We start from the raw sequence: 21862 nt of genomic DNA on the forward strand, positions 1-21862 counted from the left end.
CGGCGGCCGGACAGAACAGCGGGAAGACAGCCCAGCAGGGCGTCAGTCAGTGGCAGAGCCACGACCACCGGGACCTGAGTATCAGCATCAATGTCAGTGGTGCCCGGCACGATGGACCCATGACGACGACTCCGGTTCTCGCCGATGCCGCCGCGTACGCGCGTGCGGTCGAGGACGCCCAGCAAGCCGCTGCCGCCTACTACGCCGGCGGCACGTCCGCGCTCGACGACGACGCCTACGACCGGCTCGCCCGGGGCATAGCCGCCTGGGAGGCCGACCACCCCGACCAGGTGCGCGGCGACTCCCCGACGGGGAAGGTCGCCGGGGGCGCGGCCGTCGGCGACGTGCCGCACACCCGGCCGATGCTCTCGCTCGACAACGTCTTCTCCGCCGAGCAGTTCACCGCCTGGGCCGCGTCCCTGGAGCGCAGGATCGGCCGGAGCGTCGAAGGATGGAGCGTCGAGCCCAAGCTCGACGGCCTCGCGATCGCCGCCCGCTACGAAAGGGGGCGGCTGGTGCGGCTCGTCACCCGCGGGGACGGCACGGCCGGGGAGGACGTCTCGCACGCCATAGGGACGATCGTCGGACTGCCGGAGCGGCTCAACGAGCCCGTCACGGTCGAGATCCGCGGCGAAGTGCTGATGACCACCGAGCAGTTCGAGGCCGCCAACCCGGTGCGGGTCGCCCACGGCGGCGAGCCCTTCGCCAACCCGCGCAACGCGGCGGCGGGCACCCTGCGCGCCAAGGACCGCCCGTACCGGGTCGAGATGACCTTCTTCGCCTACGACATGCTGCCGCTGGACGCGCTGGGGGAGGGCGCGCAGAGCACGGCCGGACTCGACGAGACGGCACACAGCGAGCTGCTCGCCCGGGCCGTCGCCCTCGGCCTGCACACCTCGGGCGCCACCGCCGCCCCCGGCCGGAGGGTGACCGGGGTGGCCGAGGTCCTCGCCCGGGTGGAGGAGATAGCCGCTCTCCGCGCGGAGCTCCCCTTCGGTATCGACGGCATCGTCGTCAAGGCGGACCTCGCCGCCGACCGCCGCGAGGCGGGCGAGGGCTCCCGCGCGCCCCGCTGGGCGATCGCGTACAAGCTGCCCGCCGTCGAGAAGGTCACCCGCCTCCTCGCCGTCGAGTGGAACGTCGGCCGTACGGGCATCATCGCGCCGCGCGCCGTCCTGGAGCCGGTGGACATCGACGGCAGCACCGTCACCTACGCCACGCTGCACAACCCCGCCGACATCGCCCGCCGCGACCTGAGACTCGGCGACCACGTGATGGTCTACAAGGCGGGCGACATCATCCCCCGCGTCGAGGCGCCCGTCGCCCAGCTGCGGACCGGGGAGGAGCAGCCCGTCGACTTCCCCGAGGCGTGCCCGCAGTGCGGCTCGGAGATCGACCGCAGCGAGCAGCGCTGGCGATGCGCCCGCGGGCGTGACTGCCATCTCGTCGCCTCCCTCTCGTACGCCGTCGGCCGCGACCAGCTCGACATCGAGGGCCTCGGCGGGAGCCGGGTCGTCCAGCTCGTCGAGGCAGGCCTGGTCTCCGACGTGGCCGACCTCTTCACCCTGACCCGCGAGCAGCTGCTCGGCCTGGAGCGGATGGGCGAGACGAGCACGGACAACCTGCTCGCGTCGATCGCCCTCGCGCGCACCCGTCCGCTCGCCCGCGTCCTGTGCGCCCTCGGCATCCGGGGCACGGGCCGGTCGATGTCCCGTCGGATAGCCCGCCACTTCGCCACCATGGACGCGATCCGGGCGGCCGACGCCGAGGCGATGCGCGGCGTCGAGGGGATCGGGGCGGAGAAGGCCCCGGTCATCGTCGCCGAGCTGGCCGAGCTGGGCGCGATCGTCGACAAACTGGTCGACGCCGGGGTCAACATGACCGAGCCCGGAGCCACGCCCCCGCCCCCGCCCGGGTCCGCGACCGAGTCGGACGCCCCCGCCCCGGGTTCGGACGCGGCCCCCGATACCTCCTCCGACGCGGCGGCGGGCCCGCTGGCCGGCCTCGCCGTGGTCGTCACCGGAGCCATGAGCGGGCCGCTGGAGGCACTGAGCCGCAACGAGATGAACGAACTCATCGAGCGCGCCGGGGGCAGGGCCTCCTCCAGCGTCTCCAAGCGCACCGGCCTGGTCGTCGCCGGCGAGAAGGCGGGGTCCAAGCGGACCAAGGCCGAGGAGCTGGGCATCCGCCTGGTGGACCCGGAGGAGTTCGCCGTGCTGCTCGGCGACTTCCTGCCCGCCTGACCGAGAGCGCGACCGGGTGCCGGTCGTGCGGCCTTCACCGGGGCCTGCGGCGAGGGGCCCGGTGTCTGAAGAAACACCGCACGACCGGCCGTCACAGGCCCCCGTCAGCGCCCCCGTCTCCCCGCCCGGTCGAGCGGCGCCGCCAGACCCAGAGCGAGAGCGCCGCGCCGAGCGACGCCCCCACCAGAGCCAGTGGAAGGCCCGCCCAGGGGCGGGAAGGCAGGTCCTCACGGGACACGGCCTTCCCGGGGGCACTCAGCGCGCCCACGTCCTTGGACACCGCCGCGCCGGGCCGCCCCTCGGTGGCGGCGGACCGGCCCCCTCCGGGCGGGACTTCGGCACCCGCCCGGGGCGCGGACTTCTCGCCCGGGGCTCCCCCCGGCTTCTCGGCGGAGCCTCCAGCGGCCTTCACACCGGGGCTCGCCGAAGACTTCCCCGCGGGCCGCTCGCCCGACCCCTTCACCGGCTTCGTCTCCGGCCGTTTCTTCGCCCTGTCGCGTGTGGCCCCGGGAAGGAGCGAGCCCACCGGCTGGACCTCTCCCACCGCGTCGAAGCCCCAGTCGAGCAGCGTCCGCGCCTCCTCGTACACCGCGAACCCGCCGCCCGACTGCGGGTTCATCACCGACACCACCAGCGTCCGCGAGCCCCGCCGCGCCGCCGCGATCAGCGTGTTCCCCGCGCCGCTCGTGTAGCCGTTCTTCACACCGATCAGCCCCGGATAGCGGTCCACCCCGTCGTCCCCGGTCAGCAGCCGGTTGGTGTTGCGGATGCCGTACGACCAGTCCCCCGAGGGGAAGTCCGCGTACCGGGTGGAGCAGTACCGGACGAACACCGGATCCTGCAGTCCGGCCCGCCCGAAGAGCGCCAGGTCGTAGGCCGAGGACACCTGGCCCGGCTCGTCGTACCCGTCGGGGGAGACCACCCGTGTGTCGTGCGCCCCCAGCGCGCGGGCCTTCTCCTGCATCTGACGGGACATGGACTCCCAGCCGCCGTTCATCGCCGCGAGCACGCGCACCGCGTCGTTCCCGGAGCTGAGGAAGACACCGTTCCACAGGTCGGACACCTTGTACGTGTATCCGGCCTGGACCCCGACCATGCTGCTGCCGCTGCCGATCCCCTTCAGCTCCGACTCGGAGACGGTGTGGCGCTCCTCCTGGTCCATGCGCGGCAGCGCGGTGACGGCGAACAGCGTCTTGAGCGTGCTGGCCGGGGGGAGCCGGCGATGCGCGTTGCGCGCGGCCAGGACCTCGCCGGTGGAGGCGTCCGCCACCACCCAGGACAGAGCGGAGACATCGTCCGGGGCGTCGGGCCCACCCCGGAGGGCCTGGATCTGCGTGCCCGAGCGGTACAGCCGGGCGGGATCGATGAAACGTTCGACAGGGGGTGTGGGTTCGGTGACGGTGGATGCCGTGGCCGCCGGCACGGGCAGCACGAGCAGCAGCGCCGCGGCTCCGGCGGCCGCATGACGGACAGCTGACATGACGATCATTCAGCCACCGTAGGGAGCACGGGAGACACCCGCAGATCGAAGTGCGCCGACCGGCGTACACGGGGTGGCATTCGGGCGATGCCAGGACTGTGGCGTGCGCACGGCACGCTGGTGACGTCTGCTCACTTCCGCACCAGAGCATGCCCGTTCCGCGGATCACGCCGCTCGTTCCCGCGCAGCGACGCGCCGCAGCAGCACACCGGCCGTCCGGAGCGGGCCGCCTCGCGCCACCGGATGCCGGGCGCCATCCCGGAGGAGCGCCGGGTGCTGCCCGACGCGGCCGTGGAGGCGGCGGACAGCGCATTCCTGGAGGCCGGACGATCGCCCAGGCCGTCCCGGGACCTGGCGGGTCGTCGCCCTCGCGACCGGTGCGGCGTCCCTCGGCCGGTGCGGCGCCGGGCTCGTCTGGCGCAGCTGGAGCCCGACCGCGTCCTGGCCGTCGGCGACCGTGTCCCTCGTCACCACCACCCGCCGCGGTCTCGCCGAACCCCTCGGTCGCCACCCCCGGCCACCGCGCCGGGGGACCCGAATCCGCCAGCCACAGGCCGAGTTGACGCCCACGACGGCCACCGCCGCGCGCCGTAGGATCTGACCGCCCGTGAGCCGTCTCGGCCCGTCCCCGCCTTGAGGAGTGACCCGATGAACGCCACGCCCCACCGCCTCGATCCCGCCGGCGGCTGCCCCCACGCGGCCAACGCGCGGCTCCTCGCCCAAGGCGCCGTGACCCCCGTGATCCTGCCCGGCGACGTGGAGGGCATGGCCGTCCTCGGCCACGACGCCCTGCGGGACTTCCTCGCCCACCCCGAGGTCGCCAAGGGCGCCCAGCACTTCACCGCGCTCGCCGAGGGCCACGTCCCCCACGGCTGGCCGCTGCGCACCTTCGCCACCGTCCAGGGCATGACCACCGCCGACGACGCCGATCACCGCCGACTCCGTTCCCTCGTCAGCAAGGCGTTCACCGTCCGCCGGGTCGAGGCGCTGCGACCCCGGATCGAGACGCTCGCCACCGGGCTCCTGGAACGGCTGGACGAGGCCGCCCGCGAGGGTGACGGAGTCGCCGACCTGCGCCGCCACTTCGCCCTGCCGCTGCCGCTCGGTGTCATCTGCGAACTCCTCGGCGTGGAGGAGCGGCACCGGGACCGGCTTCACCACCTCTCCGACCAGGTCGTCGCCACCGACATCGGACCCGAGGAGGTCATGGCCGCGAACCGGGAGCTCCTGGAGATCCTCACCGCCATCGCCGCCGACCGGGCCCGCCGACCCGGCGACGACCTCACCAGCGCGCTCATCGCCGCCCGCGACGAGGGCGGCGACCGGCTCAGCCAGCCGGAACTCATCGGCACGCTCGTCCTGATGATCATCGCCGGTCACGAGACCACGCTCAACCTCGTCACCAATGCCGTCCGCGCGCTCTGCGCCCACCGCGACCAGCTCGCCCACCTCGCCGAAGGGGCCGCCGCCTGGTCCGACGTCGTCGAGGAGACGCTGCGTTGGGACAGTCCCGTCAGCTACTTCCCGTTCCGCTACCCCACCCGCGACCTCACCGTCGACGGCACGCTCATCCCGAAGGGCACACCGGTCCTGGCCGGCTACTCGGCGGCAGGGCGGGACACGAAGGCGCACGGCCCGGACGCCGACCGCTTCGACATCACGCGCGTCCCCGCGGCCAAGCACCTCTCCCTCGGCCACGGCCCCCACTACTGCCTGGGTGCTCCGCTCGCCCGTATGGAGGCGACGATCGCGCTGGAGGCGCTCTTCACCCGCTTCCCCGATCTGGACCTCGCCGTACCCGAGGAGGACCTCAAGCGGCACGCGAGCTTCGTCGGCAACAGCGTCCGCGCACTTCCGGTACGCCTGCGGTAGCGCCTCCCCCGTACGCGCGCGGGTCGTTCCTCACCCCGCCCGGCCGAGGCCGGGCGCAGGGGAGGCGCGCAGGGCAGAGACGAGGCGCAGCAGATGCGCCTCGTTCCCCACGAGGCCCGCGGCCCGCAGCGCCTCGTCGGCCTCGGCCATGGGGTGGGTGAGCATCGCCGCCGCGTAGGGAACGAGGTGCGGATCGGTCAACACGGCCTGCGTGGACTCGAGCAGACGCAGGTACGCCTGGGCTGCGGCTCGCTCACGGACGGTGATCGTGGTCATGTCGGGCTCCCTCTCGACAGGTTGGCGGCCTCCACCCTCTCGTACGGGTCTGACAATGAGGGTTCTGGCGCCGCCGCCGGGCCGCCGGCCGCGCTCCCTGTGGAGGCGGACGGCGGAGACGGCTAGGGTGAGGTGGAGAGTCGGCCGGAACCCCCGGAGCCGTGATGCGCGGACACAGTCCCGAGCCGCCCGACAGCGCACAGCAACTCCTGGTCGCGCTCGGAAAGCTCGTCGACCAGGCCCTGGAGCGGATCCAGTTCCAGCGTGCCAGGGTCGAGCTGGCCATGGCCCTGCAGCGCCATATGCTGCCGCCGGGCCTTCCCGAGCTGCCCGGACTGCACTTCGCCGCCCGGTACACGCCCTCACGCGACGGTCTGGACGTGGGCGGTGACTGGTACGACGCCTTCGTGATGAACGACGGGACACTGGGGCTCGCGATCGGCGACGTGCAGGGTCACGACGTGGAGGCGATCGCCTTCATGGGGCAGGTGCGGACCACCCTGCGTGCCATCGCCGAGGCGACCAGTGACACCCACGAGGTGCTGGGTCGCGCCAACGACCTGCTGATCGGCATGGGGTGCGGGCGGTTCGCCACCTGCTGCTTCCTCCGCTTCGATCCGGTGACCCGTGATCTGACGGTGTCCCGGGCGGGCCATGTCCCCATGGTCTGGGCGACCGCCTCGGGCCAGTGGGGCATCGCCCTCGACCGCGGTGGGCCGCCGCTCGGAATCGTGCCCGGCGAGACGTACCCGGTGACCCGCCGACGCCTGCGCGAGGCCGGTGTCCTGGTCCTGCTCACCGACGGAGTGGTGGAGGGGCCGGCCTTCCCCATCGAGGACGGACTGACGGAGGTGGCCGGACTCGTGCGCGAGGGATTCGACACCGATCCCGACGTGCTCGCCTCCGCCGTCGTCAAGGTCGCCGATCGGACGGGACACCGCGACGACGCCGCGGTCCTCGTCGTCCGCTACGACGGCCCCCGGGAACCGCTCTGAGCCCCGTGTGCCGTCGCTGGAGTCGCCCGGACCGGGACGTGCGCGCAGACTGCTGTCGTGTGCGGTGCGGAGATCAGTCGCTACGGGGCCGTTGCCGTGCGGGTGCTTGCCGTCGCCGCGCTCTACTACGGAGCCGCCAGGATCGGGCTCCTGCAACAGCTCGTCCGTGACCAGGTCACGCCTCTGTGGCCGGCGACCGGGGTCGCGCTGGCCGCGCTGCTCCTCATGGGATTGCGCGTCTGGCCGGGCATCGCCGTCGGAGCGTTCCTGGCGAACGCCTTCCTCGGTCCGTCGGCGGTCGCCGTCGCGGCCATCACTGTCGGGAACACCTTGGCACCGGTCTGTGCCTTCCTGATGTTGCGCAGAGCCGGTTTCAGAGCCGAACTGGACCGGCTGCGGGACGTACTGGCGCTGATCTTCCTCGGCGCGCTCGCCGGGATGCTGATCAGCGCGACCACGGGCAGCGGTGCCCTGGTCCTGTCCGGTGCGGTGGAGGCGGACGAATTCTGGCCGACATGGTCTGTGTGGTGGACGGGTGACGCGATGGGCATCCTCGTCGTCACCCCGTTCCTGCTCGTGCTCCGCAGGGCCCGGTGGCCGGTCCGTGCCCGGCCGGTGCGCTGGATGGAAGCTGTGGCGCTGGCGGTCGCTACGGTCGCCGTCACCCTCCTGGCCACCCGTACGGCCGATTCGGCCCGGCTCTTCCTGGTCTCTCCCCTGCTGATCTGGGCGGCGTTCCGCTTCCAGCTGGCCGGCGCGGCGCCGTGCGCACTGGTGGTCTCGACGCTGGCGGTCCTGGCCGCCACCGGCGACCTCGGGCCGTTCGCCGGCGACGACGTCTTCTCCAGCATGGTCACGCTCCAGGCCTTCAACGGCACGACGGCGCTCACGGCGCTTCTGCTGGCGGCGGTCATCACCGAACGCAACAACACCCATGAGGAGATCAAGCGCCTGTGCCTGCGGTTCGCGGAGATGGTGGCCCAGCTCGAGCCGCGGCCCGAGTCGTACGAACTCCCGCCCGAGGACCCGCCGCCGTGACGGTCGAGAGCGGCTGCGGGCGGGTGCCGGGCCCGCCGGGCGGCCGGTCCCTGAGGGCACCCGCGGATCAATAGGGTGACCCCATGTCTGCCACGTTGAGTTCCACCAAAGCCGCCGCCGCGCTCCGCACCGCGGCACGTGTCTCCGCGGAGTCACTGCTGGTCCTGTTGACGGCCGCCGTGGCCCTCTGGCTCGTTGGGCGCATGTGGCCGGTCGTCTGGCCGCTGATGGTCGGCTTGTTCCTCACCACCCTCACCTGGCCCCTGACCCGCTTCCTGCGCCGGAACGGATGGCCCCCCGCCCTCGCCGCGGCGGCCGTGACCGTACTGTTCCTGCTGGTCGTCACGGGCATCGTCGCGCTGATCGCGGTGCCCATGGCCTCCCAGTCGGGCGAACTCGCCGACGGCGTCGTCGAAGGCATCCAGAAGGTACGCGAGTGGGCGGCGGGACCGCCGCTGAACATCGGTGACGACCAGATCTCGGGTGCTCTCGACACCGCCATGGCCCGTGTCCAGGACAGCGTCGGCAGCGTGGTCACCGCCGTGGCCTCGGGGGTCGGAACGGTGTTCAACGGCGTCGTCACCGCCGTCCTGGCACTCTTCCTGATGTTCTTCTTCCTCAAGGACGGTCCGCGGTTCCTGCCGTGGCTCGCGCGTCAGCTGCCCGGCCGGCTCGCCACCGACGTGCCGATCGTCGCCGAGCGGGGCTGGGACACCCTGGGCACCTTCGTGCGGTCCCAGGCGCTCGTCGGCCTGCTGGACGCCGTCTTCATCGGCCTCGGACTCTGGATCCTGGACGTGCCCCTGGTCCTTCCGCTCGCCGTACTGACGTTCGTCTCCGCGTTCGTGCCGATCGTGGGAGCCCTCTTCGCAGGCCTGGTCGCCGTGCTGATCGCGCTGGTGTCGAACGGCCCGGCGGACGCGCTGATCGTCCTCGCCATCATCGTCGTCGTGCAGCAGTTGGAGGGCAACGTGTTCCAGCCCATGATCCAGAGCAGGGGGCTGGGCCTCCACGCGGGAGTGGTCCTGCTGGCCGTCACGCTCGGCGGCAGTCTGGCCGGGATCGTGGGCAGTCTGCTCGCGGTGCCGGCGGCCGCGATGATCGCGGTGGTCTGGAACTACCTGCGCGAACAGATCACCGAACCCCTGTCCCACCCGGAGGCCGACGAACCGCGGACCGCCGGCGTCCCGGCCTGACCCAGGCCTAACCCCGCTCTTCCAGCCACGCGGCGAGCCGTTCGAGGAAGACGCGCTGACCCGCGACGAGGAGCGGAGCGGCCGCCTGCGGCGCGAACCAGCCGACCCGGTCGATCTCCGGGAACTCCCGCCGGACGCCCGAACCGCGCGGCCACTCCATGGTGAACGTGCCCGGCACGATCCGGGTCGGGTCGAGATCCGCCTCGACGGCCCAGATCGTGACGGTCTTTCCGTTCGCCTGCCGGGCCTCGCCGAGCGGGATCCGCTCGCCGTCCGGCGCCGGCAGGCCGAGCTCCTCCTCGAACTCGCGGCGGGCGGCGGCCTCCGGTGTCTCCCCGGGGCCGTACTCGCCCTTCGGGATCGACCAGGCCGCGACGTCCCTCGACGACCAGAAGGGACCGCCCATGTGGCCGATGAGCACCTCGAAGCCGCCGTCCGCCGTACCGCGGAAGAGAAGGAGCCCTGCACTGCGCTTGTCCGGCATACGGCTCAGTGTGGCCGAGCGGGTCAGATCCCGCAGCTGCTCGCCGACCAGAAACGCGAGGCACGGGTGTCCACGTGCGTGTGGTCCCCGTGCCCCGGGTAGCCGGGGCCGAGGATCCCGTTGAAGCCGTGGTTGCGCGCCTGCTTGGCCAGCGTGCAGAGCGAGGGCGAACCCGTCAGGTCGACGCCGTCGCCGTACAGATGCCGGCTGTTGGAGGCGCCGCCCACCGCCGAGTTGCAGGCGTACGAACGGAAGCCGCTGCTCACCGAGATGGGGACGTCGCCCAGCGCGTGCCGCAGCGCCTCCAACTTCCACATGGCGCGCAGGGCGTTGGACTTGGCGGTGGCCGCGCTGACCGCGCCGCCGGAGAAGTCGCCGTTGCACTTGTTCAGCTCGGCGTAGGTGAAGTGGATCGGGGTGCAGTCCGCGTCCTGGAGGGCGTACAGCTTCGAGAAGGTCGCCGGACCGGCGACACCGTCCGCGGCGAGGCCGTACGCCTGCTGGAAGCGGGTCACCGCGGCCTTGGTGGCGGGGCCGAAGGAGCCGTCGACGGCGAGGACGCCGCCGTAGCCGGGGTAGCCGGCGACGCGGATCTGCAACTGCGTCACGTCCGACCCCGACATGCCCGAGGACAGGGTGCGGCCCCAGGTGTAGCAGGCGTCGGCGTGGGCGGTACCGGAGGTGGCGACCGTACCCGTGAGGGCGGCGGCCACCACCAGGACCGTGGCGAGCAGGGATCTGACCATGCGCCGGATCATGACACCTCCGTGTCGTGGGAAGAGGACGGGATCCCGGGGTGCTCCGGAACCTCCGCCGGTACTGTCCGTCATGGACATGACCATGAGGATGGAGTGAGGTGACGAGGTGGTCAACGGTGCGGGGCATCTGCCAGTGGCCCAGGCCACTGGTGGTTCAGGCGCGTTCAAGCGTGTCAGGCGAGTTCAGGCCCGTCCAGGCGCTCTGGTGTCGACCCGTACGTTCACCGGTGGCCCTGCCGGATCGACCTCGCGTACCCACGCGGCGGACAGGCGCACGGAGCGGTGCGGCCACGCCGTGCCCAGGAGCCGGGCGCGGTGGAGCACCCGGCCTTCCTGGGCCACTTCCACGACCGGACGGGCCAGCGGCTCGCGGAGGCGCACCAGAAACGGCCGCCCGGCCGCACCGTCGACGACACGGTTCGGCGCCACCCACGCCACCGGGTCCTGCGCCGTCAACGGCACGGCGGAGTCGGGCCAGGCCGCTCCCGGGAGATGCCGCAGTACGGCATCGGCCGCACCGCGCCCCTCGGCCGCCGCCGCACCCGCCGACTCGACACCGCGCAGCACGTTGCCCGCCGCGAAGATCCCCGCCGAAGCGGTACGGAACGCGCCGTCGACCGCGGGTCCGCGCGTACCGGAGTCCAGCGGCACCCCACCGGACCGGGCCAGGTCGTGGTCCGGGATCCAGTCGCCCGTGAACACGGCGGTGTCGCAGCGGATCGTGCCTGTCCGCCCGTCGGCGTGACGCACCCGGATCCCCGCGAGGCGGCCCCTGCCCAGCAGTTCGGCCACCTTCGTCCCCAAGAGCAGCGGCGGGGGAGCCAGGGCCCCGAACCACCGGGGGCCGCACGGCTGCTCGGTCACCATCGCCACCACGTCCACCCCAGCCCCGCGGAGCACCCGCACCGCGTGGTGGGCCACCGGCTCGGCGCCGATCACCGCCGCACGTCGTCCGAGGCGTTCCCGCCGCACTCCGTACAGATACGTGGACTGCTGGAGCTCGCCGGTCGTGAGGACCCCGGCGGGCCGTGTCCCGGGCACCAGCCGTGCGCTGCGCGGCCGTTCCCGCGCCCCCGTCGCCAGGAGCACCGCCCGCGCCGTGATCCGCTCCAGCCCCGTCGGGGCCGTGACGTCCAGCGTGAGCGGCCCCGACCAGCCGGTGGCCGAGACACCCGTACGGAGGGTGGCGCCGGAGCGGACTGCCGTACGGGTCAGCCGACGGGCGTAACCCGGGCCGTCCAGCGGCCGTCCGAAGTCGGCCAGGCCGAAACCCCCGTGCGCGCAGTGGCGCGGCACCCCGCCCGCCTCCCGCTCGCGCTCCAGGACCTCGACCCGGTACCGGCCCCCTTCGGCGCGCGCCAGCCGTGCGGCGGCGGCCAGACCCGCGGGCCCCGCACCGATCACGAGCACGTCGACGACCCGGTTCACAGCTCCGGCCACGGTGACCTCGCCTCCTCGAAAATCGACCGGACCGTCGCCCCGCAGGAGAACCCCTGACACCGGCCGCCCCGCGCCCGCGTCCTGCGCCTCAGCCCGTCCAGCGAGGCCGGCGGAACGGTGGAGGCCAGCGCGTCACGGATCTCGCCGCGGGTCACCCGTTCGCAGTGACAGACGACGGATCCGAATTCCGGGTCGCGGGCGATGAGCTCGGCATCGCGGTACGGGCGCGGGAACGCCTCGCCGAGGTTCGGCATCCGGACCGGGGCGAGCGGCCGCTCCGGCCCGAGGGCGAGCCCGCTCTCCGTGAGCAGTTCCACCATGTGCGCGGCGATCGCCAGGGAGGCTGTGAGCCCGGTGGACCGGATACCGCCCGCCGTGACGTACCGCAGCCCGGGATGGGTGGCGCACCGGTAGTCGTCGTACTCGGTGGCGGCCCTCAGCCCCGCGTAGACCGCCGTGACCTCCTCGTCGAGGAGCGCGGGCAGGATGCGGCGGCCCTGGGCGAGCAGGCCCTCCAGGCCCTCCGCCGTCGACTCGGTGGCCGTGCGGTCGTCGAGGTTCTCGGCCGTCGGGCCGAGCAGGACCTTCCCGTGCACCGTCGGCGCGACCAGCACGCCCTTGCCGAGCGTGCCGGGCACCGGCAGCAGGATGTGCCGGAGGAGCGAGCGGGCGAACGCGTCGAAGACGATCAGCTGCCCGCGCCTGGGGGTCACCGTGAAGTCCGCCCGGCCGAACAGCGCGTCGACCCGGTCGGCGTAGAGCCCGCAGGCGTTGACGACATAGCGGGCCCGCAGCACTCCACGCGGTGTGACCAGCCGATGCGGAGTGTCGGCGTCGCGCCCCGGATCCGCCCTCTCCACACGGCAGTTGAGATGCAGGTCCACGCCGGAGCGTACGGCCTGGGTGGCGTACGCGAGCGTCGTCGTCCACGGGCAGATGATCGACTCGTCCGGGACCTCCAGCGCCCCGAGCGCCCCCTGCCCCAGACGCGATTCCCGCGCCCGCAGCTCCCCGGGGCCCAGGATGCGCGTGGACCGGTACCCGTTGCGTCGGGCCTTCTCCGCGAGACGGGGGAGCGCGGCCGACTGCTCCTCGTCCCAGGCGACGAGCAGCGCGCCGACCGGCTCGACGGGGATGCCGGCCTCCTGCGCGTAGTCGGCCAGCAGCCGTCGGCCGTCCCGTACCAGCCGCGCCTCCAGCGAACCCGGCACGGCGTCGAAACCCGTGTGCAGAATGGCGGTGTTGGCCTTGGACGTACCGTCGCCGACGTCTCCGGACGCCTCGACCAGCGCGACCCGCAAGGGCCGGCGGGCCAGCTCGCGCGCGACGGCGCAGCCGACCACCCCGGCGCCGACCACGACGACGTCGTACGCCGCGCCGGACAGCGAGGTGCCCGGCAGCGCGCCCCTGCGCGTGACGGTCCCGGTCGGTGGTTCCGCCGTCATACGGGCGACGACCCCCCGTCGTGGAGGAGCGCTGCCACGGCCGAACGGAACCGCTCCAGACGCTCGGCGGCCTCCGCGCCGGTCACGGCGGGCTCGTAGACCGCAGACGGCTTCCACTCCGGAACGGCGTCGTGGACGGCGAGACCGGGGTCGAGCCCGAGCCGGGCGACCGCGCCGACGCCGAGCGCCGTGGCATCGGGCAACGCGGAGACCTCGAGGGGGAGTTGGAGTAGATCCGCCTGTGTCTGCATCAGCAGCGCGGAGCGGGTGAGCCCTCCGTCCACGCGCAGCGAGGTCAGCGGCCGGCCGAGGTCGGAGCCGGCCGCGCGGGCCAGCTCCACGACCTGCGCGGCGATCCCCTCGCAGAGCGCCCGGACCAGGTGCCCGCCGGTGGTGTCCAGTCCCAGGCCGTGCAGGGAGCCCCGGACATCTCCACGCCACCAGGGGGCGGCGAGGCCCGCGAGCGCCGGGACGAAGGTGACCCCGCCGCTGTCCGGCACCGTCACCCCCACCGTGTCGAGGTCCCCGGCTCCGGAGAGCACCCCGAGGTCCGTGAGCCAGCGGACCGCGGACGCCGCCGTGTACACCTGGCCGTCCAGGCAGTAGCTCGTCCGGCCCGCGAGCCGCCACGCCACACAGCTCACGAGGCCCGAGTCCCCCCGGCGCGGAGTCGTGCCGGTCTGAGCCAGCAGGAACGCCCCCGTCCCGTAGGTGCACTTGGCCGCACCCGGGGCGGTCACGCTCTGGGCGAGGAGCGCCGCCTGCTGGTCCACGAGGAGCCCGGTCAGCGGGATCGGCGTGCCGAACGCGGTCGTGGTGCCGACGCGCGTGTCGGCGTCGACCACGCGGGGGAGCCGTTCGCCGCCGAGACCGAAGAGGTCGAGGGCCGGGGCGGACCAGGACGCCGTGTCGAGATCGAGCAGCCCGGTCCGGCCCGCCGTCGCGGCGTCGGTGACGAACTCGCCCGTGAGCCGGTGGACGAGCCAGCAGTCGCTCGTGGTGACGACACCCGCTCCGGTGAGACGGCGACGGATCCAGGCCATCTTGGGAGCGGCGAAATACGGATCGAGCGGCAACCCGGTCCGTCGTCTCAACTCTTCGGCATGTGGCGACAGTTCGGAACAGACCTCCGCCGCCCTGCGGTCCTGCCACACGATCGCGTCGGTGAGCGGCTCGCCCGTCGCCGGGTCCCACGCGAGGACGGTCTCCCCCTGGTTGGCCAGACCCACGGCCGCGACCGGGGTGTCCGCCTCGGCGAGCGCGGCCCGTCCGGCGGCGACCACGGAGCCGTACAGCTCCGCCGGATCCACCTCGACGAGCCCGCCGGGCAGGTAGCGGGGCCGTACGGGCGCGGAGCCGGTCCCGATCACACCTCGCTCGGGGCAGACGACGAGCGCCTTGGTCCCCGACGTTCCCTGGTCGACGGCGAGCACCGGGCCCGTCATCTCGTACTCCCGTCGTCGAAGAGTCAGCGGCCTTGATCGCGGAACCGGCAAGACTGGTGCACGCGCTCCCTCCCGTCAAGCCGCTCGCGATGGCTCTGTCGGCTCCGGCGGAAGAGGTGACGCATGTTCATATCCGGTCCGTGGCCGGATAGTTACGGTCAGACCCGAAAGTGGATCGCTCTCGTCCAGCGGACCCTATAGTGATCGCCGATCAACGGCCCGGGATGCCCATCGGGGGACTGACCACCCCCTTCACCCACCGAGGACCCATGTCACCCACCGCACGACCCGCTGCCTGATGGCTGGACACGGCTTCAGACCCGTCTACCATCCGGCGGGCCACGACCACGCCCTGCGCCACGCCGTCCAGGACCTGCGGACCGGCCGCTGGGTGTCCACGGCCCGATTACTCGACGAGACGTCCGGCTGGGCCGACTGGACGCGCCGTACCCAGGTGCTCGCCACCGTCGCCGCGGCCGGCGACGTCGTCCAGACCTGGCGGACCGAGCAGCCGGCCAGTGTCTCCGCCGCCGTGATGTACACCCGCGTCGCCGTCGAACGGGCGGTACGTGCCCACCGCGGCGGCCACCCCCGCACCCGCGAACTGTGGCAGGAGGCCTGGACCGCCTGCCGCGACGCCTCCGAACGGGCGCCTGCCGACCCCGTCCCCTGGATCTGCCTCCTGGCCCTCGCCGCGCTGGACGACCGGCAGCGCATGGCGCAGCACCGGCACACGCCGCCCGCACCCCTCCTTCCGCCCGGCCCCTGGGGGCTCCTCGCCGAGGTCGACAGACGCGACCCGCAGAACCGCGAGGCCCACCACCGGATGCTGCAGTTCCTCTACGCCCGGCACGCGGGCTCACTCTCCGAGGCCGTCAACTACGCCCAGTGGGCGTCCGCTTCGGCCCCCACCGGATCCGCACTGCACGCACTGCCGCTCTACGTCCGGGTCGAGCGCTACCGACGGGATCGCGGCCACCAGCACGCCCTCGACCTGCACTGGGTCGCCGAGGACGCCCTGCGGGACGCCCAGCGGGCCCTGCACCACTGGTTCCTCTTCTGCGCCACCGACGAGGCCTCCCTCCTCGACCTGAACCACCTCGCGCACGCCCTCTTCGGCGCCCAGAACTTCACCGACGCCGCCCGTGTGTTCGAAGCCCTCGGGCCCTACTACACCGTGCTGCCCTGGGCCTATCGCACCGACCGCCCCGACGACCGCGACCTCGCCACGGACGTGTTCGTGCGCGCCCGCGCCCGCTGTCTCGACCCGTGATCGCCGGGGGCCCTCGCCTCGGCGCCCGGCCGATCAGGACCCGCTCGTTCCTACCCCCCACGCCCCGACCCCGGAGGTACCGGCATGTCCCGCACCGTCCCCGACGAGATACGAAAGCCCCCCGCCGACCGCCACGACGACGCCGCAAGGCTGAGGGAGCTCGGCTACCAGCCCGTCCTCGCCCGCCGGATGGACGGCTTCGGCAACTTCGCCATCAGCTTCTCCGTCATCTCCATCCTCTCCGGCTGCATGACGCTCTACGGCTTCGGCCTCGGCACCGGTGGGCCCGCGGTGATGATGTGGGGCTGGGCCGGCGTCGGACTCTTCGTGCTCTGCGTCGGACTCGCGCTCGCCGAGGTCACCAGCGCCTACCCCACCTCCGGCGCGCTCTACTACATGGCCGACCGGCTGGGCGGCCGCCGATGGGGCTGGTACACCGGCTGGCTCAACCTCCTGGGCCTGCTCGGCGCGATCGCCGGCATCGACTACGGCGCCGCCCTGTTCACCGGCGCCTTCCTCAACCTCCAGTGGGGCATCGTGCCCACGGCCGGGTCCACCTTCCTGATCTTCCTCGCGATCCTGCTGCTGCACGCCGCGCTCAACCTCTTCGGCGTACGGCTCGTCAGCGTGCTCAACTCCGTCAGCGTCTGGTGGCACCTGGGCGGCGTGGCGGTGATCGTCGGCGCCCTCGCGTTCGTCCCCGACCGCCACCAGTCGGTCGAGTTCGTCTTCACCGAGTTCGTCAACGACACCGGCTGGGCCAACCCCTTCTACGTCGCGGCCGTCGGCCTGCTCCTCGCCCAGTACACCTTCTCCGGCTACGACGCCTCCGCTCATCTCTCCGAGGAGACCTCCAACGCCTCGGTCAGCGCCGCCAAGGGCATCGTGCGGGCCATCTGGGTCTCCTGGATCGCCGGATTCGCCCTGCTCGCCGGACTGACCTTCGCGATCCAGGACTACGCGGGCACCCAGAACAGCGCCACGGGCGTCCCGCCGGCCCAGATCCTCCTCGACGCGCTCGGCTCGGGCGGCGCCGCCGCACTGCTGCTCGTGGTGATCGTGGCCCAGCTCTTCTGCGGCAACGCCGAGGTCGCCGCCGCCAGCCGCATGGTCTTCGCCTTCAGCCGCGACAACGCCCTGCCGGGATCGACGCTCTGGCGCAAGGTCAGCCACCGTACGCAGACCCCGGTTCCCGCGGTCTGGCTCGCGGTCGGCGTCGCCGCGCTCCTCGCCGTACCCTCGCTGTACTCCGCCACCGCCTACGGCGCCGTCACCGCGATCAACGTCATCGGCATCACGCCCGCCTACGCCATCCCGATCTACCTCCGCCTGCGCGCGGGCAAGCGGTTCATCCCCGGGCCCTGGAACCTGGGACGCTGGAGCCGTCCGATCGGCTGGATCGCGGTGATCTGGGTCGCCGTCGTCACCGTGATCTTCTGCCTGCCGCAGAAGTCACCGGTGACGATCGACTCGATGAACTACGCGGTCATCGCCCTGGCCGTCGTCCTCGTGCTGTCCAGCGTGTGGTGGTACGTGGCGCGGCGCTCGTACGGCACGCCGTCGGCCTACGGAACGGCCCGCGAGGAGGCGGACATCGCGGAGGGGATCGTGTAACGGGTCGCGGGTCGCGGGTCGCGGATCGCGGACCACGGACCACGAATGCTGATCCTGGACATCGGACATCCGACATCGGATCCAGCGTGGTGGATCCCATCCCCTTCCCTACCCGCTGAACTCGTACGTCCAGGAGACCCCCTGCGCCGCACAGTCGATGTCCGTGATCTCCAGCGCGTGCCCGTGCTGGTCGCACACCACCCGGTGGACGGCCAGCCGGGGCGCCCCGCCCCCGACCCCCGCCATGGCGGCGGGCGGTACGGCGATCGACTCCCGTCGGGTGAGGCGGAGGCCGGCCTGGTGCATCCAGTGGTAGAGCAGGCGCAGGTCCGGCTGGAGGGTGGAGCCCCGGGTCCGCCTGTACTTCGCGAGCTGGGGGATCTCGGTGAGGGCGGCCCGGGAGAACCAGGACACCGACCGCTGCAGCGGGATCCCGTCGGGGGAGAGGACGACGTGCCGGTGGACGAGTGTCGGCTCGGCGGGCACGAGCCCGAGCCGCCCCACCAGCCCGGCCGGCGGCGCCTCCCACGTCAGCGAGGCGCGCACGAGGGCGTCGGCGGCGTCCGCCCCGCCGGGGAAGAGTTGGCGGCGTATGGTCAGAGCCGGTACACGCGGCTCGTGTTCGGTCCCCGCCGCGAACGTGCCGCGGCGGTCGGTGACGACGAGCCGCTCCTCGCGCAGCAGATGGAGCGCGCTGCGGACCGTCTGCCGGTTGACGTGGTAGCGGTGCGCGAGGGACCGCTCGGACGGGAGCCGGGTTCCCGGTGCGATGCGTCGGTCGGCGAGGTCGCCCCGCAGGGCTGCGGCGACCTTCAGATAGAGCGGGACCGCCGCATCCTGCTCGGGTTCGGTCTCGGTCATGTTCCAACCCCTCTCTTTGCTCAGCGTGACAGTCTGATCCGCGGGGGTGATCAATTCCTATCATTGGTCTAAACCATTAAGGAAGAGGGGGCGAAGGGAGTGGCCGAATCGGGAACCGTCCCGAGGTGCGCGCAGACCGCTCTGACCTTGTAATGAGTCACAACCCCAAGTGGCTGCGGAAGAGGCGGGTGAGGCCGGATGACGACACCGGCGGCACGGGCCGAGCAGGGCAAGGCGGCCCGGAAGAATGTGGCGCGGTCCTCGCACGGCCGCTGGATACCCTCGTCGCAGCGCCCTGACCCGCTGACCGTACTGGAACGGCAGTCCGTCGACCGGGTGCCCGAACTGGTCCCCATCCGGTACGGCAGGATGGCCGTCTCGCCGTTCGCGTTCCTGCGCGGCGCCGCCGCCGTCATGGCCGCCGACCTCGGCGCACAGCGCCACACCGGTCTCACCGTGCAGCTCTGCGGCGACGCCCACCTCCTCAACTTCGGCGTCTTCGCGTCACCCGAACGGGCGCTTCTGTTCGACGTCAACGATTTCGACGAGACGTTGCCGGGGCCCTTCGAGTGGGACGTCAAGCGGCTCGCCGCCAGCGTTGCCGTCGCCTCCCTCCAGAACGGCACCACCAAGGCCAAGGCCCATCGCGCTGCCCTGGTCGCCACGGAGGCGTACCGCATCGCCATGCGCCGCCTCTCCGGCCTCGGTGAGCTCGCCGTCTGGTACGAGCGGATCGACGCCGACGACCTCGCGCCGCTGGTCCGCAGGGACCGGCGCGCCGTACTGGAGCAACGCCTCGACCACGCCCGCCGCCGTACCAGCCTCCAGGCGTTCGGCAAGCTCACCGCTCCGGACGCGAGCGGAGTCCGGCGCATCGTCGAGGACCCGCCGCTGCTCGAACGGACCGTCGGCCTCGACCGCGTCAGCCTCGGCAAGATCTTCAGCGACTACCGCAGCTCCCTCTCCGAGGAGCGCCGCCTGCTCCTGGACCGGTTCCGGTTCGTCGACGCCGCCCGGAAGGTCGTCGGCGTCGGCAGCGTCGGTACCCGCTGCTTCATCCTGCTGCTCGAAGGGCGCGACGACGGCGATCCGTTGATGCTCCAGATCAAGGAGGCCGTCAGGTCGGTCCTGGAGCCGTACCTGTCGTCGAGCGCGTACGCGCACCAGGGTGAGCGGGTCGTCCGCGGCCAGCGCCTCACGCAGGCCGCGAGCGACATCTTCCTCGGCTGGATGACGGGGCCGGAGAAACGGCACTTCTACTGGCGCCAGTTGCGCGACATGAAGGGCTCGGCCGAGGTGGAGACCATGTCCCCGGCCATGTTGCGCGCGTACGCCGGCCTCTGCGGCCGCGCTCTGGCGCGCGCGCACGCCCGCTCCGGCGACCGCATCGAGAGCCACTCGTATCTCGGTTTCTGGGACACCTTCGGCCGCCCCGTCGCCGACTTCGCGATGCGGTACGCGAGCCAGAACGCCGACGACTACGCGGCCCTGAGCGCGGCGATCGCCGCGGGCGTGATCACGGCGGCGCCGGGCGTGTGACGACCGGCCCCGCGCCGCCTTCCCACGCCCTACGCCCCGCGCCGCATCGGGGGTTCGGCCGGTGTCCGCGGCACCGGGCCGAAGAGCACGGCCCGTGCCACGGGAGGGGCGAACAGCGAGGTCATCGGAGCCGTGAGCGTCAGGACCGAGCGGAACGCCGCTCCGACGACCGGATCCCCGCCGTACCGCTGCTGCAGGCGCCGCATGTACCAGCCCACCGGCCTGTCCATCGCGCGCGACCCGATCGCGTTGCCCGTGGCGCCCGGCATGTTCTTGTCCGCGCCGGACGAGATGTCCCAGGCCTGCTTCGAGGAGTCGAGCACCGCCTTCTGGACCGCGCGGGTGGTCGCCGTCGTCCGGAGGCCGGCCAGCGCCCGGCGCAGGGCGACCGCGTTCAACGCGGCGACGGTCATGCCCTGTCCGTAGATCGGGTTGAAGGCGCACAACGCGTCGCCTGTGGCGAGGAATCCCGCCGGACGGCGGCCCGGACGGTCGTAACGGCGGCGGATGTTGGCGGTCTGCCGGAAGCCGTGCACCCCGGACTCGGGCGTGGCCTTGGCCATCCACTCACTCAGGACGGGGTGCGGGAGCTTCGCGGCGAAGGCCTCGAACCCGGCGTCGTCGGTGGGCGGCCGGTCGTCCCTGAGCCCGGACAGGGTGACCAGGTGCAGTCCGTCCCCGATGGGCAGCACGACACCGCCGTAGACCTGCTCGGGGTTGGGGACGACGTTGAAGCCCGCCGCGTCCATGCCCGGGTCCGCCGCGGCGCGGTACATCCGGGTCGCGTACGCGAGACCGGTGTCGATCGTCTCCTCGTGCGGGGCCTCCGCCCCGATCGCCGCGAGCCAGTCCGGGGCGTGCGTGCCGCGGCCCGAGGCGTCGACGACCAGGTCGGCCTTCAGGGAGCGGCTCTCCCGCACGTTGCCCGTGCCCCGCTCTCGGAGCAGAACGCCCCGCACCCGCGACGCGTCACCGATCAGCCCGATCGTCTCGGTGCCCTGGACCGTCTCGATACGGGGGTCGGCGAGCACCCGGCGGCGCACCAGCCACTCCAACTGGGCGCGGGGCCCGGTGTAGAGGTGGGTGGTGGCCGGAAGGCGGCTGAACCAGCGCCCGTTCTGCCACTGGATCATGTCCTCGGGCATCCCCACCCGGGGAGCGCCCAGCTCGCGCAGCTCCCCCGTGAGCCCGGGGAGCAGCTCGTCGAGGGCCTGTTGCCCCGCGTCGAGCAGTACGTGCACGTGCCGGGACTGCGGGACACCCGGGCGGGCGTCCGGTCCCTCCGGGAAGCGGTCGCGCTCGACGACCGTGACCCTCTCGGCGTGTTCACTGAGTACGCGCGCCGCCAGCAGGCCCGCGAGACTGCCCCCGATGACCACCGCGTGACGTGTCCCGCGGCCCCCCAACTCGTCCGTCATCCCGGCCCTTTCCCCGTAGTCGGTCGGTCTACGAGGTCCCAGTATCCACGCTCTCCCTGGGGGTATCGCGCGCGCCGAGTCGAAGATGCTCGATGTGGTAGACGGCCTCGTCGAGGAGTTGGGCGACATGGTTGTCGTAGAGGCTGTACTCGATCCGCCTGCCCTGCCGGACGCCGGTCACCAGGCCGAGGGCGCGCAGCAGGCGCAGTTGGTGGGAGACGGCGGACTGCTCCATCTCCACGGCGGAGGCCAGTTCCGTCACTCCGCACGGGCCCTGGCGCAGCTTGGTGAGGATCATCAGCCGGGAGGGCGTCGCGAGGGCCTGGAGCGTGGCGGCGATCGTGGCCGCGGACTCCGCGTCCAGGTGGGTTGCCGGGGTCGTCCCGCCGTTCGCTCCGTGTCCCATGCGCTCATCGTAGCCGCGGGGATAAACTTACGAATGAAGACCTCTTCATGTATTCCGCTATGGTGGTGGCCGCCGGCTC

Annotated in this window: 18 protein-coding genes; 8 read left to right on the forward strand and 10 right to left on the reverse strand. The window is 72.6% G+C overall.

Annotated features, from left to right (window positions below; all coding sequences use genetic code 11):
• Positions 1–119: 119 nt before the first annotated feature.
• Positions 120–2243: an NAD-dependent DNA ligase LigA gene (ligA, locus tag ACFUJR_RS17440; RefSeq protein WP_383165613.1), complete on the forward strand. Its 2124-nt coding sequence runs from the start codon at positions 120–122 to the stop codon at positions 2241–2243.
• Positions 2244–2334: 91 nt separating this feature from the next.
• On the opposite strand, the gene ACFUJR_RS17445 is transcribed toward ligA, so the two are convergent.
• Positions 2335–3732, reverse strand: coding sequence for a serine hydrolase (locus ACFUJR_RS17445; RefSeq protein ID WP_383165610.1), 1398 nt, complete (start codon positions 3730–3732; stop codon positions 2335–2337).
• A 639-nt stretch (positions 3733–4371) separates the two neighbouring features.
• Between ACFUJR_RS17445 and ACFUJR_RS17450 the strand changes: the two genes are divergently transcribed.
• Positions 4372–5595, forward strand: coding sequence for a cytochrome P450 (locus ACFUJR_RS17450; RefSeq protein WP_383165608.1), 1224 nt, complete (start codon positions 4372–4374; stop codon positions 5593–5595).
• 30 nt (positions 5596–5625) lie between these two features.
• Here ACFUJR_RS17450 and ACFUJR_RS17455 read toward each other — a convergent pair whose 3' ends face one another.
• Positions 5626–5871 (reverse strand): hypothetical protein, encoded by a 246-nt coding sequence (locus ACFUJR_RS17455; protein WP_383165605.1) that lies wholly within the window; start codon positions 5869–5871, stop codon positions 5626–5628.
• 164 nt (positions 5872–6035) lie between these two features.
• Here ACFUJR_RS17455 and ACFUJR_RS17460 point away from each other — a divergent pair, with 164 nt between their 5' ends.
• The 3 genes from ACFUJR_RS17460 to ACFUJR_RS17470 all read left to right on the forward strand — a co-directional run bounded on the left by ACFUJR_RS17460 (position 6036) and on the right by ACFUJR_RS17470 (position 9100).
• Positions 6036–6866, forward strand: coding sequence for a PP2C family protein-serine/threonine phosphatase (locus tag ACFUJR_RS17460; protein WP_383165603.1), 831 nt, complete (start codon positions 6036–6038; stop codon positions 6864–6866).
• A 57-nt stretch (positions 6867–6923) separates the two neighbouring features.
• A complete protein-coding gene (locus tag ACFUJR_RS17465; protein ID WP_383165600.1) occupies positions 6924–7904 on the forward strand; it encodes an MASE1 domain-containing protein in 981 nt (326 codons plus the stop codon).
• Positions 7905–7987: 83 nt separating this feature from the next.
• Positions 7988–9100: an AI-2E family transporter gene (locus ACFUJR_RS17470; RefSeq protein ID WP_383165597.1), complete on the forward strand. Its 1113-nt coding sequence runs from the start codon at positions 7988–7990 to the stop codon at positions 9098–9100.
• A gap of 7 nt (positions 9101–9107) precedes the next feature.
• Here the strand turns inward: ACFUJR_RS17470 and ACFUJR_RS17475 are convergent, their stop codons facing one another.
• The 5 genes from ACFUJR_RS17475 to ACFUJR_RS17495 all read right to left on the reverse strand — a co-directional run bounded on the left by ACFUJR_RS17475 (position 9108) and on the right by ACFUJR_RS17495 (position 14672).
• On the reverse strand, positions 9108–9584 hold the full coding sequence (locus ACFUJR_RS17475) for an NUDIX domain-containing protein (protein WP_383165594.1): 477 nt from the start codon (positions 9582–9584) through the stop codon (positions 9108–9110).
• A 23-nt stretch (positions 9585–9607) separates the two neighbouring features.
• On the reverse strand, positions 9608–10342 hold the full coding sequence (locus tag ACFUJR_RS17480) for a D-Ala-D-Ala carboxypeptidase family metallohydrolase (RefSeq protein ID WP_383165590.1): 735 nt from the start codon (positions 10340–10342) through the stop codon (positions 9608–9610).
• 183 nt (positions 10343–10525) lie between these two features.
• On the reverse strand, positions 10526–11782 hold the full coding sequence (locus tag ACFUJR_RS17485; RefSeq protein ID WP_383165587.1) for an FAD-dependent oxidoreductase: 1257 nt from the start codon (positions 11780–11782) through the stop codon (positions 10526–10528).
• On the reverse strand, positions 11767–13227 hold the full coding sequence (locus ACFUJR_RS17490) for an FAD-dependent oxidoreductase (RefSeq protein WP_383165584.1): 1461 nt from the start codon (positions 13225–13227) through the stop codon (positions 11767–11769). Before ACFUJR_RS17490 ends, ACFUJR_RS17485 begins: the two co-directional genes overlap by 16 nt.
• Positions 13224–14672 (reverse strand): FGGY family carbohydrate kinase, encoded by a 1449-nt coding sequence (locus ACFUJR_RS17495; RefSeq protein ID WP_383165581.1) that lies wholly within the window; start codon positions 14670–14672, stop codon positions 13224–13226. The genes ACFUJR_RS17490 and ACFUJR_RS17495 overlap by 4 nt, the downstream gene beginning before the upstream one ends.
• A 298-nt stretch (positions 14673–14970) precedes the next feature.
• Between ACFUJR_RS17495 and ACFUJR_RS17500 the strand changes: the two genes are divergently transcribed.
• Together ACFUJR_RS17500 and ACFUJR_RS17505 are read left to right on the forward strand one after the other, a co-directional pair.
• A complete protein-coding gene (locus ACFUJR_RS17500) occupies positions 14971–15945 on the forward strand; it encodes a hypothetical protein (protein ID WP_383165578.1) in 975 nt (324 codons plus the stop codon).
• An 84-nt stretch (positions 15946–16029) separates the two neighbouring features.
• Complete coding sequence (locus ACFUJR_RS17505) at positions 16030–17559, forward strand: amino acid permease (protein ID WP_383165575.1); 1530 nt, start codon at positions 16030–16032, stop codon at positions 17557–17559.
• A gap of 108 nt (positions 17560–17667) precedes the next feature.
• Here ACFUJR_RS17505 and ACFUJR_RS17510 read toward each other — a convergent pair whose 3' ends face one another.
• On the reverse strand, positions 17668–18420 hold the full coding sequence (locus tag ACFUJR_RS17510) for a GntR family transcriptional regulator (RefSeq protein WP_383165572.1): 753 nt from the start codon (positions 18418–18420) through the stop codon (positions 17668–17670).
• 198 nt (positions 18421–18618) lie between these two features.
• On the opposite strand from ACFUJR_RS17510, the gene ACFUJR_RS17515 reads away from it, so the two are divergent.
• Entirely contained in the window at positions 18619–19959 is a 1341-nt protein-coding gene (locus tag ACFUJR_RS17515; protein WP_383450516.1) for a DUF2252 domain-containing protein, read from the forward strand.
• Between the two features lie 29 nt (positions 19960–19988).
• Here the strand turns inward: ACFUJR_RS17515 and ACFUJR_RS17520 are convergent, their stop codons facing one another.
• Both ACFUJR_RS17520 and ACFUJR_RS17525 read right to left on the reverse strand, forming a co-directional pair.
• Positions 19989–21377 (reverse strand): FAD-dependent oxidoreductase, encoded by a 1389-nt coding sequence (locus tag ACFUJR_RS17520; protein WP_383165566.1) that lies wholly within the window; start codon positions 21375–21377, stop codon positions 19989–19991.
• A gap of 28 nt (positions 21378–21405) precedes the next feature.
• Positions 21406–21783 (reverse strand): ArsR/SmtB family transcription factor, encoded by a 378-nt coding sequence (locus ACFUJR_RS17525; RefSeq protein WP_383165563.1) that lies wholly within the window; start codon positions 21781–21783, stop codon positions 21406–21408.
• Between the last annotated feature and the right edge of the window lie 79 nt (positions 21784–21862).

Origin of the sequence: Streptomyces sp. NPDC057271 (genome assembly GCF_042668715.1) — a bacterium.
Classification (GTDB): Bacteria; Actinomycetota; Actinomycetes; order Streptomycetales; family Streptomycetaceae; genus Streptomyces.

Excerpts from the sequence above, each read along its gene's own strand:
- ligA (WP_383165613.1), top strand. The coding sequence starts at position 120 with ATGACGACGACTCCGGTTCTCGCCGATGCCGCCGCGTACGCGCGTGCG.
- ACFUJR_RS17445 (WP_383165610.1), bottom strand. The coding sequence starts at position 3,732 with ATGATCGTCATGTCAGCTGTCCGTCATGCGGCCGCCGGAGCCGCGGCG.
- ACFUJR_RS17450 (WP_383165608.1), top strand. The coding sequence starts at position 4,372 with ATGAACGCCACGCCCCACCGCCTCGATCCCGCCGGCGGCTGCCCCCAC.
- ACFUJR_RS17455 (WP_383165605.1), bottom strand. The coding sequence starts at position 5,871 with ATGACCACGATCACCGTCCGTGAGCGAGCCGCAGCCCAGGCGTACCTG.
- ACFUJR_RS17460 (WP_383165603.1), top strand. The coding sequence starts at position 6,036 with ATGCGCGGACACAGTCCCGAGCCGCCCGACAGCGCACAGCAACTCCTG.
- ACFUJR_RS17470 (WP_383165597.1), top strand. The coding sequence starts at position 7,988 with ATGTCTGCCACGTTGAGTTCCACCAAAGCCGCCGCCGCGCTCCGCACC.
- ACFUJR_RS17475 (WP_383165594.1), bottom strand. The coding sequence starts at position 9,584 with ATGCCGGACAAGCGCAGTGCAGGGCTCCTTCTCTTCCGCGGTACGGCG.
- ACFUJR_RS17480 (WP_383165590.1), bottom strand. The coding sequence starts at position 10,342 with ATGATCCGGCGCATGGTCAGATCCCTGCTCGCCACGGTCCTGGTGGTG.
- ACFUJR_RS17490 (WP_383165584.1), bottom strand. The coding sequence starts at position 13,227 with ATGACGGCGGAACCACCGACCGGGACCGTCACGCGCAGGGGCGCGCTG.
- ACFUJR_RS17495 (WP_383165581.1), bottom strand. The coding sequence starts at position 14,672 with ATGACGGGCCCGGTGCTCGCCGTCGACCAGGGAACGTCGGGGACCAAG.
- ACFUJR_RS17500 (WP_383165578.1), top strand. The coding sequence starts at position 14,971 with ATGGCTGGACACGGCTTCAGACCCGTCTACCATCCGGCGGGCCACGAC.
- ACFUJR_RS17505 (WP_383165575.1), top strand. The coding sequence starts at position 16,030 with ATGTCCCGCACCGTCCCCGACGAGATACGAAAGCCCCCCGCCGACCGC.
- ACFUJR_RS17510 (WP_383165572.1), bottom strand. The coding sequence starts at position 18,420 with ATGACCGAGACCGAACCCGAGCAGGATGCGGCGGTCCCGCTCTATCTG.
- ACFUJR_RS17515 (WP_383450516.1), top strand. The coding sequence starts at position 18,619 with ATGACGACACCGGCGGCACGGGCCGAGCAGGGCAAGGCGGCCCGGAAG.
- ACFUJR_RS17520 (WP_383165566.1), bottom strand. The coding sequence starts at position 21,377 with ATGACGGACGAGTTGGGGGGCCGCGGGACACGTCACGCGGTGGTCATC.
- ACFUJR_RS17525 (WP_383165563.1), bottom strand. The coding sequence starts at position 21,783 with ATGGGACACGGAGCGAACGGCGGGACGACCCCGGCAACCCACCTGGAC.